We start from the raw sequence: 14131 nt of genomic DNA, 5'->3' as shown, positions 1-14131 counted from the left end.
CCCTCACCCCGCGCCAACGCCCCCAGGTACTTCGCCTTCAACTCCTCCGAACCCGACAACTGCACCGGCAACGAACCCAGCTTGTTCACCGCCGGGATCAACGAGGACGACGCACACACCCGCGCCACCTCCTCGATCACGATCACCGTCGCCAGCGCGTCCGCACCCGCACCCCCGTACTCCTCCGGCACGTGCACCGCGTGCAGATCGTTCGCCCGCAACGCCTCCAGCGCCTCCAGCGGGAACCGCCCCTGCTCGTCCACCTCCGCCGCGAACGGAGCGATCTTCGCCTCGGCCAGCGAACGCACCGCCTCACGGAGCATCCCGTGCTCCTCGGAGATCCGGAAGAGATCGAAGTCAGCCGCCCCTGCGCTGCCCGCCATGATGCCTGCCTCGTCGTTCAGTGACCGACGCCCGGGCGAGGTCCGATCGACGCCCGGGTGCGAGTCGAATCCGCGGTTAACTACCGTTCAGTAGAGATCCTAGGGCGCCGACCTGCGGCTGCCTAGCGTCCAGCGGCCCCCTCGGGCGTGCAGGCGATCCCGGTGCGCCCCCGGCGGGCGGATAGCATCAGGGCATCCGTACTGGTCGCGTCCGCATCCAAGGAGAACCCGTGACCCTCCGCATCTCCGTGATCGGCACCGGCTACCTCGGCGCCACGCACGCCGCCTCGATGGCCGAGTTCGGCTTCGAGGTGCTGGGTCTGGACGTCGACCCCGACAAGATCGCCATGCTGACCGCCGGCCGCGTCCCGATGTACGAGCCCGGGCTGTCCGAACTGCTGCTCAAGCACGTGGCGGGGCACGAGGGTTCGACCGGGCGGCTGCGCTTCACCACCTCCGCCCAGGAGGCCGCCGAGTTCGGCGACGTGCACTTCGTCTGCGTCAACACCCCGCAGCGCAAGGGCGAGTTCGCGGCCGACATGTCGTACGTCGACACCGCGATCGACCAGCTCGCGCCGTACCTGACCCGCCCCGCCCTGGTGGTCGGCAAGTCGACCGTCCCGGTCGGCTCGGCGGCCCGGCTGGCCGAGCGGCTGGCCGCGCTGGCGCCGGTCGGCGAGGGCGCCGAACTGGCCTGGAACCCGGAGTTCCTGCGCGAGGGCTTCGCCGTGCGGGACACCCTGCGGCCGGACCGGATCGTGGTCGGCGCCCAGAGCGAGCGGGCCGAGCGGGTGCTGCGCGAGGTGTACGCGGAGCCGATCGCGGCCGGGGTGCCGTTCATGGTCACCGACTACGCGACCGCCGAGCTGGTCAAGGCGGCCGCCAACTCCTTCCTGGCCACCAAGATCTCCTTCATCAACGCGATGGCCGAGGTCTGCGAGGCGGCCGGCGCGGACGTCACCCAGCTCAGCAAGGCACTCGCCTACGACGAGCGGATCGGCGGCAAGTTCCTCAACTCCGGCCTCGGCTTCGGCGGCGGCTGCCTGCCCAAGGACATCCGCGCGTTCATGGCCCGGGCCGGCGAGCTCGGCGCCGACCAGGCGCTGACCTTCCTGCGCGAGGTCGACTCGATCAACATGCGGCGCCGTTCCCGGATGGTCGAGCTGGCCCGCGAGCAGTGCGGCGGCGGCTTCCTGGGCCGCCGGGTCGCCGTCCTCGGTGCCTCCTTCAAGCCCGACTCGGACGACATCCGGGACTCCCCCGCCCTCAACGTGGCCGCCCAGATCCAGCTCCAGGGCGCCCAGGTCACCGTCTACGACCCCAAGGCCGTGGACAACGCCCGCAAGATGTTCCCGTCGCTCACCTACGCCCACTCCGCGCTGGAGGCCGCCGAGGGCGCCCACGTCGTCCTCCACCTCACCGAGTGGTCCGAGTTCCGCGAGCTGGACCCGGCCGAACTCGGCGCCGTGGTCGCCGAGCGCCGCCTCCTCGACGGCCGCAACGTCCTGGACGCCGAAGCCTGGCGCGCCGCCGGCTGGACCTACCGCGCCCTCGGCCGCCCGAGCTGAGGCGACCGCCCGCGCGCCGGAAGCGCCCGCCCCGCTCCGAGCAGGGAATCCCCCCGCGAGCCGCACCGTTGCCACCGGCATGACGAGCTACGGCGACGAAGCGACGGTCCGCGGGATCCTCACCGGCACCGGCGACACCTGGGCGGTGGTGGGCCTGTCCACCAACACCGCCCGGGCCGCGTACGGGGTGGCCCGGGTGCTCCAGCGGTACGGCAAGCGGATCGTGCCCGTGCACCCGAAGGCCGAGACGGTCCTCGGCGAGCGGGGCTACGCCTCGCTCGCCGAGATCCCGTTCCCGGTCGACGTGGTGGACGTGTTCGTGAACAGCGCGCAGGCCGGGGAGGTGGCCGACCAGGCGGTGGCGGCCGGGGCGAAGGCGGTCTGGTTCCAGCTGGGTGTGGTGGACGAGGCCGCCTACGACCGGACCAGGGAGGCCGGCCTGGCCATGGTGATGGACCGGTGCCCGGCCATCGAGATCCCGAGGCTGGGCTGAGCTCAGCCGTCCAGCCGGGCGATGGTGGCGATGGACGGGCCGCGGCGGGTGCGCAGGTCGGCGGCGGCGGACTCGGCGTCGCGCAGGACGCGGACGGCGTTGTGCCAGGTGAGCTTGGCCAGGTCGGCCTCCGACCAGTGGCGGCCGAGGAGTTCGGCGACCAGGTTGGGGTAGCCGGCCACCGAGTCCAGGCCGTCCGGCAGGAAGGCGGTGCCGTCGAAATCGCCGCCGATGCCGATGTGGTCGATGCCGGCGACCTCGCGCATGTGGTCGAGGTGGTCGGCGACGGTGGCCGGAGTGGCGATCGGGCGCGGGTGGGCGGCCTCGAAGGCGTGCTGGCGCTCCATGGCGGGCGGGGTGGTGTCCAGCGGGTGGAAGCCGTGGGCGCGCATGTTCTCGTCCGCCTCCCGGGTCCACTCGATGGCGGCGGGCAGGATGAACTTCGGCACGAAGGTCGCCATCGCCACCCCGCCGTTGGCGGGCAGCTGGGCGAGCACGTCGTCCGGGATGTTGCGCGGGTGGTCGCAGACCGCGCGCGAGGAGGAGTGCGAGAAGACGACCGGCGCCTCGGTGACCCGCAGGGCGTCGCGCATGGTGTCGGCGGAGACGTGCGAGAGGTCGACCAGCATGCCGAGCCGGTTCATCTCCCGGACGACCTCCTCGCCGAACCGGGTCAGCCCGCCGGCCACCGGCTTGTCGGTCGCGGAGTCCGCCCACGGCACGTTGTCGTTGTGGGTGAGCGTGAGGTACCGCACGCCCAGCTCGTACAGGGCGCGCAGGGTGGCCAGCGAGCAGTCGATGGAGTGCCCGCCCTCGGCGCCCATCAGGGAGGCGATCCGGCCCTCGGCGCGGGCCGCCTCCATGTCGGCGGCGGTGCGGGCCAGGCGCAGCCGGTCCGGGTAGCGCTCGACCAGGGCGTGGACGAAGTCGATCTGCTCCAGGGTGGCGCTCACCGCGTGGTCGCCGGCCAGCGAGGAGGGGACGTAGACGGACCAGAACTGCGCGCCGACCCCGCCCTCCGCGAGGCGGGCGAGGTCGGTGTGCAGGCGGTCGCTCTGGTCGGCGGCGAGGTCGAGCGCGCCGAGGTCGTACCCGGCCTGCTCGCGCATCGCCCAGGGGAGGTCGTTGTGACCGTCCACCACGGGGGCGGTGCGCAGCAGGGCGCGGGCGCGGTCCAGCGGGGTGGGGGAGTCCGTCCGAGTAGTCATACGGGCTGTTCTACCCCACCCGTCGGCGGGACCTACTTGCCGAAGCCGAAGGAGCCGGAGCCGGCCACCTTGGCGCGGAGCTTCGCGCCCTTCTCGGTGGCCTGGTTGTTCAGCTCTGCCTGGAAGTCGGTCATCTTCTCGGTGAGTTCCGGGTCGAAGGCGGCGAGCATCCGCACCGCGAGCAGGCCGGCGTTGCGCGCGCCGGCCACCGAGACGGTCGCCACCGGGACGCCGGCGGGCATCTGGACGATCGACAGCAGGCTGTCCATGCCGTCCAGGTAGCGCAGCGGCACCGGCACGCCGATGACCGGCAGCGGGGTGACGGAGGCGAGCATGCCCGGCAGGTGGGCCGCGCCGCCGGCGCCCGCGATGATCGCCTTCAGGCCGCGCCCGTGGGCCCGCTCGCCGTACGCGACCATCTCGCGGGGCATCCGGTGGGCGGAGACGACGTCCACCTCGTAGGGGATCTCGAACTCGTCGAGCGCCTGGGCGGCGGCCTCCATGACCGGCCAGTCGGAGTCCGAGCCCATCACGATGCCGACGACGGGGGCAGCAGAGGTCATTCGGTGATCGTTCCTCGCAGGTAGGCGGCCGCGTGGCGGGCGCGCTCGCGGACGTCTTCGAGGTCGTCCCCGAAGACGTTGACGTGGCCGACCTTGCGGCCGGGCTTCACGTCCTTCCCGTACATGTGGATCCGCAGCCCGGGGTCGCGGGCCATGCAGTGCAGGAAGGGGTGGTACATGTCCGGGTAGTCGCCGCCGAGGACGTTGACCATGACGGTCCACCTGGCGCGCGGGCGGGGGTCGCCGAGCGGGAGGTCGAGGACGGCCCGCAGGTGGTTCTCGAACTGCGAGGTGACCGCGCCGTCCTGGGTCCAGTGCCCGGAGTTGTGCGGGCGCATGGCCAGCTCGTTGACCAGGATGCGGCCGTCCCGGGTCTGGAACAGCTCGACGGCGAGGTGGCCGACGATGCCGAGCTCGCCGGCGATCCGCAGCGCGAGCTGCTGGGCCTCGTCGGACAGGGCCGGGTCGAGGTCCGGCGCGGGGGCGGTGACCTCGGCGCAGACGCCGTTCTCCTGGACGCTCTCCACCACCGGGTAGGCGACGGCCTGGCCGCTGGGCGAGCGCACCACGTTGGCGGCCAGCTCACGGACGAAGTCGACCTTCTCCTCGGCCAGCACCGCGACGCCGGCCAGGAACGGGGCGTGCGCCTGCTCCTCGTCGTCGACGACCCAGACGCCCTTGCCGTCGTAGCCGCCGCGGACGGTCTTCAGGACGACGGGGTAGCCCGACCCCTCGTTCGCGAAGGCGGTGACGTCGGCCGGGTCGGCGACGATCCGGTGCCGGGGGCAGGGCACGTCGATGGAGTCCAGCTTGGCCCGCATCACGCCCTTGTCCTGGGCGTTGACCAGCGCGTCCGGGCCGGGGCGGACGGCGATGCCGTCGGCCTCCAGGGCCCGCAGGTGCTCGGTGGGGACGTGCTCGTGGTCGAAGGTGATCACGTCGCAGCCGGCGGCGAAGGCGCGCAGGGTGTCGAGGTCGCAGTAGTCACCGAGGACGACGTCGGAGACCACCTGCGCGGCGGAGTCCTGGGGCGTGTCGGCGAGGAGTTTGAACCTGACCCCGAGCGGGATGCCCGCCTGGTGTGCCATGCGGGCCAGCTGCCCGCCACCGATCATGCCCACCACTGGAAAATTCACATTGCCCGGGGAAGTCACGCGGCCCAGGATATCCGGGCCGGTGGGGGGCGGTGGAGGCGCCCGTGGGGCCTTCGGGGCGGACGCGCGTAGATGTCAACCTGTCGTCCTGGAGGCTGAGCCGTTCGGTGGAAGCGGGTAGCCTGGTCGGCTAGGTCCTGGTCCGCGCGGTCCGATCATGTGCGTGCACGCAGGGCTCAAGGGGTGGCCGCGCCGTCGTGGCCGACCCTTTCGTCCCGCAGGCACATGGAGGCAGTCCGGTATGGCGACGACCGAAGCTTCGAAACCCCCTCTCGCGCAGAAGCTGCGCGGGATCTCGGGCGAAGTCGTGAAGTTCGGCATCGTCGGCCTGAGCGGCGTGGTGGTCAACTTCGCCGTCTTCTGGGTCTGCATCAACGGCATGGGCCTGGCCTCGGTGCGGTCGAACATCGTCGCGACGGTGATCGCGATCGCGACCAACTACCTGGGCTACCGCTACTGGCTCTACCGGGACCGCGACGCCGCCTCCCGCAAGCGCGAGATCACGCTCTTCCTGGTCTACAGCGGCATCGGCATGCTGATCGAGACCGGCGTGCTCGGCTTCTCGGTGTACGTGCTCGACCTGCGCTCGCACTACGAGCAGATCGGCGCCAAGGTGATCGGCCTCGCGGTGGCCACCGTGTTCCGCTTCATCTCGTACCGCACCTGGGTGTTCAAGGCCGGCCCGGAGCCCGTCGAGCTGCCGGCCCAGCAGGCGGCCGGCACCACCGCCACCACCGGCGGGCAGGAGCTGGCCGCGCAGGCCGAGCTGATGCTGGCCACCGAGCGCATCCGCTTCGCCCAGGCCGAGTAGCCGACCCGCCCGAGCAGCCGCCCAGGCCGAGCAGCCGACCCCGCCCCTCCCCTTGCCGGGCCCGCCCCGGCGGGAGGACAGTGGTGACCGAGGGCGAGCACGGCCCGCGGACGATCGAGGCCGAGGGGGTCCAGGAGGCTCGCCATGGCGTTCGTCCAGATCATCGACTGCAGGACCGACAGGCTCGACGAACTCAACCGGCTCATGGACGACTGGGTCGCGCGGACCCGCGGGAAGCGGACCGCCTCCCACGCGCTGGTCGGCACCGACCGCTCCGACGGCAGGCACGTGGTGGAGATCGTGGAGTTCCCCTCCTACGAGGACGCCATGCGCAACTCCCGGCTCCCCGAGACGGACCGGATCTTCCGCGAGATGGTGGCCCTGTGCGAGGCGCCGCCCACCTTCACCGACCTCGACGTGATACGCGACCAGCGGCTCGACGGGGCAGGGTAGCCGGGTCCCCGGCCGACCGTCGTGGCCGGCCCCCGCAGTCGGCCCCCGTGGCCGGCCCCCGCGGTCAGCCCCCGTGGCTGCGTCCGAGGAAGAGCGCGAACACCGCCGGCTTCAGCGAGAGCAGTTCGAGCCGCCCGCCGTCCGCCTCCGCGAGGTCGCGGGCGACGGCCAGTCCGATGCCAGTGGAGTTGCGCCCGCTGACGGCGCGCTCGAACACCCGGTTGCCGAGGTCCGGCGGCACGCCGGCGCCCTGGTCCTGGACCTCGACCACCACCGAGGTGCCGGACGGCCGGATCCGCAGGGTGATCGTCCCGGCGCCGTGCATCAGCGAGTTCTCGATCAGGGTGGCGAGCACCTGGGCCACCGTCCCCGGGGTGCCGACCGCGGTGACCCCGTGCAGCCCCTCCAGGGAGAGCACCCGGCCCTGCTCCCGCAGCGTCGGGCCCCACTCCTCCACCTGCTGCTTGATCACCTCGTCCAGGTCGAAGGCGACGGCGGTGGGGCTGCGCGGGTCTCGCTGGGTGGTGAGCAGCCGCTGGACCACGTCGGTGAGCCGTTCGACCTGCTGGAGGGCGATGGTCGCCTCCTCCTTGACCGTCTCCGGCTCCTCGGCGAGCGCGGTGATCTCCTCCAGCCGCATGGAGAGCGCGGTGAGCGGGGTGCGCAGCTGGTGCGAGGCGTCGGCGGCGAGCCGGCGCTCGGCGGTGAGCATCCGGGCGATCCGCTCGGCGCTGGTGTCCAGCACCTCGGCGACCCGGTCGAGCTCGGGCACCCCGTAGCGGCGGTCGCGCGGGCGCGGGTCACCGGAGCCGAGCCGCTCGGCCGTCTCGGCGAGGTCGGTGAGCGGCCGGGCCAGCCGTTTGGCCTGCCAGACGGCGAGCGCCACCGCGGCCTGGACGGCGAGCAGGGCGACCACGCCGAGCAGCAGCAGGTTGTTGGCGATCTCGTGGTCGACGTCCTCGCGGGACTGCTCGACGGTGACGGTCTCGCCGCTGTTGCCGCGTTCGACGGCCTTCAGCAGGTGGTTCCCGGCCGGGCGCTCGCCCGCGGAGACCACCGGCTGGCCGGGCACCTGCACCTCGACGTAGCTGCCCTCGGTGACCTGGCTCTCGAAGGCCCGCCCGGTGACCGGCTCCCCCGCGGCGAGCCGGCTCTCGACCAGGGCGAGCACCCGGACGGCGGCCGCGTCCACCCGGTCCTGGGCCGAGTTGACGATGGTCCGCTTCTCGACCAGGGCGAGCGGCACGCAGAACACCACGACGACCACCAGGACGACGCCCAGCAGCGAGTTGATCATCCTGCGTTTCACGCTGCCGCTCCTCGGGGTGTTCCGCTGGTGCGGGCCGAGGGCCCGGCCTCCGTCAGGGGGTCAATTCTTCTCGAACCGGAACCCCACGCCGCGCACGGTGGCGATGTAGCGCGGGTTCGCCGCGTCGTCGCCGAGCTTCTTGCGCAGCCACGAGATGTGCATGTCCAGGGTCTTGGTGGAGGTCCACCAGGTGGTGTCCCAGACCTGCCGCATGATCTCCTCGCGGGTGACCACCCGGCCGGCGTCCCGGACCAGGACCCGCAGCAGCTCGAACTCCTTGGCGGAGAGGGTCAGCTCCTCGTCGCCGAGCCAGGCGCGGTGGGACTCGATGTCGATCTTCACACCGTGCGCGCCGGTGGTGAGCTGGTCGACGTTGCCGCGCCGGAGCAGGGCCCGGACGCGGGCGAGCAGTTCGGCCAGGCGGAAGGGCTTGGTGACGTAGTCGTCGGCTCCGGCGTCCAGGCCGACCACGGTGTCCACCTCGTCCGCGCGGGCGGTGAGCACGAGGACGGGGCAGCTCTTGCCGTCGGCCCGGAGGCGGCGGCAGACCTCCAGGCCGTCCATCTCGGGCAGGCCGAGGTCCAGGACGACGAGGTCGACCTCCTCGGTGAGGCCGGCGGCCAGCGCGGTCGGACCGTCCTCGCGGACGAGCACCTCATAGCCCTCGCGTCGCAGGGCCCGGGCGAGCGGTTCGGAGATCGCCGGATCGTCCTCGGCAAGCAGCACACAGGTCATGTGGTGATGGTAGTCCGCCGGGGTATCCCCGTACGCCCTGTGAGGTAGTTCACAGAGCGTGATCGTTATACAAGGCCTTGATCACTCCCAACCCGGCGTAACGGACCGGCCGTTCGGCGAAGAATCTCCTTTTGGATCTTGAAACCGAAGGAAGACACGCCCGTCTACCATCGATAGATCGGGCAGATCTGTTGCCAACTACGGCATTCCCATACCTGATTCAAGGCTTTTGTCATCTGATAAAGCCAAATGTCGCCACGTAGAGTGGTTTCGTCCACGTCCGTCGCACCCCCCTTGGCGGACGCTGTCAGGCAAGGAACCACTACTCATGGCGTCTAAGACCCTGGACACCGACCTGGCGTCGGCCTCCCCCAGCGGCAAGACCTTCCTCGGGCACCCCCGAGGGCTCGCCACCCTGTTCATGACCGAGATGTGGGAGCGCTTCTCCTACTACGGCATGCGCGCCCTGCTCATCTACTACCTGGTCTCCGGTGGCGCCGACGCCGCCGTCGGCAGCCAGGGCGGTGGCCTCGCCATGCAGGCGACGACGGCGACGGCGATCTACTCCGTCTACGTCTCGATGGTCTACCTCATGGCCTACCCGGGCGGCTGGTTCGGCGACCGGGTCTGGGGCGCCCGCAAGACCGTCGCCATCGCCGGGTTCGTGATCATGTCCGGCCACATCGCGCTGGCCGTCCCGGGCCAGGCGGCGTTCTTCGTCGGCCTGCTCCTGGTCGCACTCGGCTCCGGGCTGCTGAAGGCCAACATCTCCACGATGGTCGGCCAGCTCTACAACGGTCCCGAGGACCCGCGCCGCGACGGCGGGTTCACCGTCTTCTACATGAGCATCAACCTCGGCGCCTTCGTCGCCCCGATCGCCATCGGGACGATCGGCAAGGAGTTCAACTGGCACCTGGGCTTCGGCCTGGCCGCGGTCGGCATGGCCATCGGTCTGACCCAGTTCCTGCTCGGCAGCCGCCACCTGAACCCGGTGAGCAGCGAGGTCCCCAACCCGCTGCTGCCCGCGGAGCGCAAGCGCCTGCTGGCGAAGGTCGGCCTGACCCTGCTCGGCCTCGCCGCCTTCTACGGCACCGTGGCCGGCCTCGGCCTCTACACGCTGAACTGGGCCCTCGTCCCGCTGACCATCGCCGGTCTGCTGATCCCGATCACCGTGCTGGCCCGGATCAAGCGCGACAAGGACCTGACCTCGGACGAGCAGTCCAAGATGTCCGCGTACATCTGGTTCTTCGCCGCGGCCGCGATCTTCTGGATGATCTACGACCAGGGCGGGTCGACGCTCTCCCTGTTCGCGGACAAGAAGACCGCCGACAACCTGTTCGGCCTCGGCTTCTCGGCCACCTGGTACCAGTCGCTGAACCCGCTGTTCGTGATGGCGTTCGCGCCGGTCTTCGCCTGGCTGTGGCTCTGGCTGTCCCGCCGGGACAAGGAGCCGAACACCATCGTGAAGTTCTCGATCGGCCTGCTCCTGGTCGGCGTCTCGTTCTTCTTCTTCATCATCCCGATGACCATGGCGGACAACGGCACCCTGGTCTCCCCGCTGTGGCTCGTCTCGATCTACCTGATCCAGACCATCGGCGAGCTGTGCCTCTCCCCGGTCGGCCTCTCCGTCACCACCAAGATGGCGCCGCGCAAGTACGCCTCCCAGATGATGGGCGTCTGGTTCCTCGCCGTCACCGCCGGTGACTGCACCACCAGCCTGCTCTCGCTGGCCGGCGTCAGCCTCAACGGCACCGGGATCATCGCGATGCAGGCGTCGCTCGCGGCCCTCGCCGGGTTCGCCATCTTCACCTACCGCAAGAAGGTCCAAGCCCTCATGGGCGACGTGCACTGACGCCCGTCCCCGCCCGCTCCGGGGCCGCCGCGGATTCCAGGATCCGCGGCGGCCCCGCGTTGCTTTTCCCGCCTTCTCCCGCCTTCTCCCGCCTTCTCCTGCCTCTTCTCGCTCGACAGCCGGGCACCCGCCGTGCCTATGGTGCCCGGCATGACGACCCCCTCCTTACCGCGTCAGCTGGCCCGCACCCGGCGCTTCACCCTGGGCGCCCCCACCCGGCCCGAGCCCTCGGCGGACGGCACCACCGTGCTCTTCCTGCGCGGCCGGTCCGGCACCGACCCGCTCGCCTGCCTCTGGGCCCTGGACACTGCCACCGGCGCGGAGCGGCTGGTCGCCGACCCGGCCGCACTGGGCGCCGCCGAGGGCATCGCCGCGTACAGCACCGACGCCAGCGGCTCGCTCGCCGTCTTCGCTCCGGACGGCGCGCTGTGGCTCGCCGACACCGCCGCCGGCACCGTCCGCGCCGTCCCGACCGTCGCCGGCGTGGAAGACCCCCGACTCGACCCGACCGGCCGCCGGATCGCCTACGTCAGCGGCGGCGCCCTGCGGGTGGTCGGCGTCGACGGCACGGACGACCGGGCGCTCGCCGAACCCGAGGCCGAGGACGTCTCGTACGGGCTCGCCGAGTACGTCGCCTCCGAGGAGATGTACCGCGACCGCGGCCACTGGTGGTCCCCCGACGGCACCGCGCTGCTGGTCGCCCGGGTCGACGACCGCCCGCTCGCGCGGCTCTTCCTCACCGACCCCGCCGACCCGCACCGCCCGCCGCGCGCCGTCCGCTACCCGCTCGCCGGCACCGCCAACGCCGAGGTCACGCTGCGGCTGCTCGGCCTCGACGGCAGCGATACCGAGGTCCGCTGGGACCACGCCGCCTTCGAGTACCTGACCGCCGCCGGCTGGGACGCCCACGGCCCGTACGCCGCCGTGCAGAGCCGCGACCAGCGCACCGTCCTTGTGTTGGCCGTCGAGCCCGACGGCACCACCCGACCGCTCGCCGAGCGGCGGGACGCCCACTGGGTCGAGCTGCTGCCCGGCCTGCCCGCCCGCACTGCGGGCGGCGCCCTGGTGGACACCGCCGACCTCGGCGACACCCGGCACCTGACCGTCGACGGCGAGCCCGTCACCCCGCCCGGGCTCCAGCTGCGCGCGGTGCTCGGGACGGAGGGCGAGCAGGTGCTGTTCACCGCCTCCGACGAGCCCACCGAGACCCATCTGTGGACGTACGCGCCGGACGGCGGCCCGCGGCGCCTGAGCAGCGGCCCCGGCCTGCACACCGGGGTACGGCGCGGCGGCACCCTGGTGCTCACCACCCGCTCCCCCGGCCACCCCGGCGGCCGCTCCACCGTGCTGCGCGAGGGCTCGGCACCCCGCCCGCTCACCTCGTACGCCGAGCCGCCCGTCGTCACCCCGCGGACCGAACCGCTCCGGCTCGGCCCGCACGAGCTGCGCGCCAACCTCTTCCTGCCCACCGGCCACCGCCCCGACGACGGCCCGCTGCCCGTCCTGCTCGACCCGTACGCCGGCCCGGCACTGCAGAAGGCCACCACCGGCGGCCTCTGGTGGGACCAGGTCTCCCAGTGGTTCGCCGACCAGGGCTTCGCGGTCCTCGTGGTGGACGGCCGGGGCACCCCGGGGCGCGGGCCGCGCTGGGACAAGACGATCTGGGGTGACAAGGCCGGTCCCGCGCTGGAGGACCAGATCGAGGGCCTGCACGAGACCGCCCGACTGCGGCCCGGACTGCTCGACCTCGACCGGGTCGCCATCCGCGGCTGGTCCTACGGCGGCTACCTCGCCGCCCTCGCCGTATTGAGGCGCCCGGACGTCTTCCACGCCGCCTCCGCCGGGGCCGCCCCCACCGACTGGCGGTTCTACGACACCCACTGGCAGGAGCGCTTCCTCGGCCACCCCGACGAGCACCCCGAGCACTACGACAGCGGCTCGCTGATCGCCCTGGCCCCGGAGCTCCGCCGCCCCCTGCTGCTGGTCCAGGGCCTCGCCGACGACAACGTCTACCCGGCCCACACCCTGCGCCTCTCCCACGCCCTCCTCGCCGCCGGCCGCCCGCACGAGGTCCTCCCCCTGCGCTCCACCGGCCACCGCCCCACCGACGAGGCCGTGATCGAGAACCTGCTGCACCACGAACTGGACTTCCTGCGCCGCTCGTTGGGCGTGGAATAGGCGCGCCTTCGTCCCGTCGAGCCGACCGGCTCGACGGGGCGAAGCGAGGGAAGAACTCAACCTCGAAGCGGCACCGGGTTCTCCGGGCTGTCCAGCCAGACGGACTGTGCGCCGTCCGGGACGATGGTCACGCCGAACCGGCGAAGGTCCGGCTTGCCCTCCTCCAGCCACCAGAGGCGGGCCCTGACGACCTCGTCCCACAGCCGGCGGGCTCCGAACTGGTGAACGGCATCCTCGGCGTCCCACCCGGCGTAGCGGACGGACGCCCAGGAGCCCGCGCCGTCCGAGAGCCGCATGCGGAAGGTGGCGCCGGGGTCTGCCTCGTCCCAGACGTGTTCGTACCGACTGCCCGGCACTCGCAGGCCGATGGCGAAGGCGGCGTTCACATCCTCCAGCGCCAACTCCGGGTCCATCGCCGAGGGGCCCCAGTCGCCCGGCAGACCGGCCGGTTCGCCCACGGAGTGCGGACGTTGGGCCCGCATCCACATGAACGAGACGTTCCCGACGAAGCGGCCGCAAGACGGCTCGCCCGGGCCACCGACCTCCAGCCGGAGCAACCCCGCGTTGGCGTACGGAGTGCCCCAGGGGGTCACGATGACGCCGCCGGGGCGGGTCTGCCCGATCCACGCGATCGGCACTTGCTGAACGGCCGCAGTGGAGTGGATACGGTCGTAGGGGCCACCGGCCGGGTAGCTGCGAAGGCCGTCGCCGACGATCCGACTGGGCTTCAATCCGATCGCTGCCAGTCGCTCCCCGGCTGCGGCGGCCACCGCCGGGTCGACCTCGATCGTCGTCACGGCCTCGTCGCCAAGTCGGTTGCACAGCAGTGCGCTTGTCCAGCCGGTTCCCGTACCGATGTCGAGCACCGCGTTTCCGGCCGTCACGTCCAGGTGGCCGAGCATGGACGCGACCAGGGATGGCATGGAGGCCGACGACGTGGCGATGCCGGGTCCGCCCTCACCTCCGTCATCGATCTGTGTGACGACCACGCCGTCGGCGTTCACCAGCGCCCACCAGGCGCCCGGTTCGTCGGCTTTGGTGATCCCCCGGTAGCCGGTCGAGGCATCCTCGTCCGGGATCCATACGGTGTCCGGGATGAAGGCAGAGCGCGGGGCGCGCTCGAACGCGCCCCGCCACTCCTCGCCCAGCGCGCCGGCCTCCGTCAGGTCCGTGAGCAACTGCGCGTACTGGTCCATTGGTTCGGGCTCACTTCTTCTTCTTCGGCGGGTTGGTGACGGGCTTGGTCCACTGGCCGTCCGACTCCTTCGGGGACTGCTTCTTGTCCCCAGACTCGCCGCCCTTGCCGTCTCCGTGCTTGCCCATGCCTGGGGCCCCTCTCGATCGGTCGTCCGGTCACATGGTCCGCTGGCTCACCGGGTACGCCGGCCCGGGGACCGGCGGGGCGGCGGCGGGATGGGGGCTCG

General features: G+C 72.0%; 12 protein-coding genes and 1 pseudogene. 6 read left to right on the top strand and 7 right to left on the bottom strand.

The annotated features are described in order from the left end of the window. Positions 1 to 383, bottom strand: a 383-nt coding sequence (locus ACWD4P_RS16670) for an acyl-CoA dehydrogenase family protein (RefSeq protein WP_449780057.1), incomplete at its 3' end; no start/stop codon positions are given. 230 nt (positions 384 to 613) lie between these two features. Here ACWD4P_RS16670 and ACWD4P_RS16665 point away from each other — a divergent pair. Beyond that, entirely contained in the window at positions 614 to 1951 is a 1338-nt protein-coding gene (locus tag ACWD4P_RS16665) for a UDP-glucose dehydrogenase family protein (protein ID WP_449780056.1), read from the top strand. A 79-nt stretch (positions 1952 to 2030) separates the two neighbouring features. Next, positions 2031 to 2444 (top strand): CoA-binding protein, encoded by a 414-nt coding sequence (locus ACWD4P_RS16660; protein WP_359827308.1) that lies wholly within the window; start codon positions 2031 to 2033, stop codon positions 2442 to 2444. A gap of 2 nt (positions 2445 to 2446) precedes the next feature. On the opposite strand, the gene ACWD4P_RS16655 is transcribed toward ACWD4P_RS16660, so the two are convergent. From ACWD4P_RS16655 to ACWD4P_RS16645, 3 genes are read right to left on the bottom strand one after another with little or no spacing between them, the layout of a single operon-like run. After that, complete coding sequence (locus ACWD4P_RS16655; protein WP_359827304.1) at positions 2447 to 3652, bottom strand: dipeptidase; 1206 nt, start codon at positions 3650 to 3652, stop codon at positions 2447 to 2449. Positions 3653 to 3684: 32 nt separating this feature from the next. Next, positions 3685 to 4215 (bottom strand): 5-(carboxyamino)imidazole ribonucleotide mutase, encoded by a 531-nt coding sequence (gene purE, locus ACWD4P_RS16650; protein WP_359827303.1) that lies wholly within the window; start codon positions 4213 to 4215, stop codon positions 3685 to 3687. Then, a complete protein-coding gene (locus ACWD4P_RS16645) occupies positions 4212 to 5351 on the bottom strand; it encodes a 5-(carboxyamino)imidazole ribonucleotide synthase (protein WP_449780055.1) in 1140 nt (379 codons plus the stop codon). The genes purE and ACWD4P_RS16645 overlap by 4 nt, the downstream gene beginning before the upstream one ends. Before the next feature lie 259 nt (positions 5352 to 5610). Here ACWD4P_RS16645 and ACWD4P_RS16640 point away from each other — a divergent pair, with 259 nt between their 5' ends. Beyond that, entirely contained in the window at positions 5611 to 6180 is a 570-nt protein-coding gene (locus ACWD4P_RS16640) for a GtrA family protein (RefSeq protein ID WP_359827302.1), read from the top strand. Between the two features lie 144 nt (positions 6181 to 6324). After that, positions 6325 to 6618, top strand: a pseudogene (locus ACWD4P_RS16635) (ester cyclase); the annotation flags it as partial. 79 nt (positions 6619 to 6697) lie between these two features. On the opposite strand, the gene ACWD4P_RS16630 reads toward ACWD4P_RS16635, so the two are convergent. Both ACWD4P_RS16630 and ACWD4P_RS16625 read right to left on the bottom strand, forming a co-directional pair. Then, on the bottom strand, positions 6698 to 7942 hold the full coding sequence (locus ACWD4P_RS16630; protein ID WP_359827301.1) for an ATP-binding protein: 1245 nt from the start codon (positions 7940 to 7942) through the stop codon (positions 6698 to 6700). A gap of 60 nt (positions 7943 to 8002) precedes the next feature. Next, positions 8003 to 8677 carry a response regulator transcription factor gene (locus tag ACWD4P_RS16625; RefSeq protein WP_030058577.1) on the bottom strand — a complete coding sequence of 225 codons (675 nt, stop codon included), beginning with the start codon at positions 8675 to 8677 and terminating at the stop codon, positions 8003 to 8005. 328 nt (positions 8678 to 9005) lie between these two features. On the opposite strand from ACWD4P_RS16625, the gene ACWD4P_RS16620 reads away from it, so the two are divergent. Further along, positions 9006 to 10529 carry a peptide MFS transporter gene (locus ACWD4P_RS16620; protein ID WP_359827299.1) on the top strand — a complete coding sequence of 508 codons (1524 nt, stop codon included), beginning with the start codon at positions 9006 to 9008 and terminating at the stop codon, positions 10527 to 10529. 150 nt (positions 10530 to 10679) lie between these two features. Next, on the top strand, positions 10680 to 12707 hold the full coding sequence (locus ACWD4P_RS16615; RefSeq protein WP_449780054.1) for a prolyl oligopeptidase family serine peptidase: 2028 nt from the start codon (positions 10680 to 10682) through the stop codon (positions 12705 to 12707). A 56-nt stretch (positions 12708 to 12763) separates the two neighbouring features. Here ACWD4P_RS16615 and ACWD4P_RS16610 read toward each other — a convergent pair whose 3' ends face one another. Further along, entirely contained in the window at positions 12764 to 13903 is a 1140-nt protein-coding gene (locus ACWD4P_RS16610) for a methyltransferase domain-containing protein (RefSeq protein ID WP_449780053.1), read from the bottom strand. Between the last annotated feature and the right edge of the window lie 228 nt (positions 13904 to 14131).

The sequence above is a fragment of the Kitasatospora sp. NPDC002543 genome (assembly GCF_053594915.1).
This window is presented reverse-complemented; position numbering and strand designations above follow the sequence as displayed.

Excerpts from the sequence above, each read along its gene's own strand:
- ACWD4P_RS16660 (WP_359827308.1), top strand. The coding sequence starts at position 2,031 with ATGACGAGCTACGGCGACGAAGCGACGGTCCGCGGGATCCTCACCGGC.
- ACWD4P_RS16655 (WP_359827304.1), bottom strand. The coding sequence starts at position 3,652 with ATGACTACTCGGACGGACTCCCCCACCCCGCTGGACCGCGCCCGCGCC.
- purE (WP_359827303.1), bottom strand. The coding sequence starts at position 4,215 with ATGACCTCTGCTGCCCCCGTCGTCGGCATCGTGATGGGCTCGGACTCC.
- ACWD4P_RS16640 (WP_359827302.1), top strand. The coding sequence starts at position 5,611 with ATGGCGACGACCGAAGCTTCGAAACCCCCTCTCGCGCAGAAGCTGCGC.
- ACWD4P_RS16625 (WP_030058577.1), bottom strand. The coding sequence starts at position 8,677 with ATGACCTGTGTGCTGCTTGCCGAGGACGATCCGGCGATCTCCGAACCG.
- ACWD4P_RS16620 (WP_359827299.1), top strand. The coding sequence starts at position 9,006 with ATGGCGTCTAAGACCCTGGACACCGACCTGGCGTCGGCCTCCCCCAGC.
- ACWD4P_RS16615 (WP_449780054.1), top strand. The coding sequence starts at position 10,680 with ATGACGACCCCCTCCTTACCGCGTCAGCTGGCCCGCACCCGGCGCTTC.
- ACWD4P_RS16610 (WP_449780053.1), bottom strand. The coding sequence starts at position 13,903 with ATGGACCAGTACGCGCAGTTGCTCACGGACCTGACGGAGGCCGGCGCG.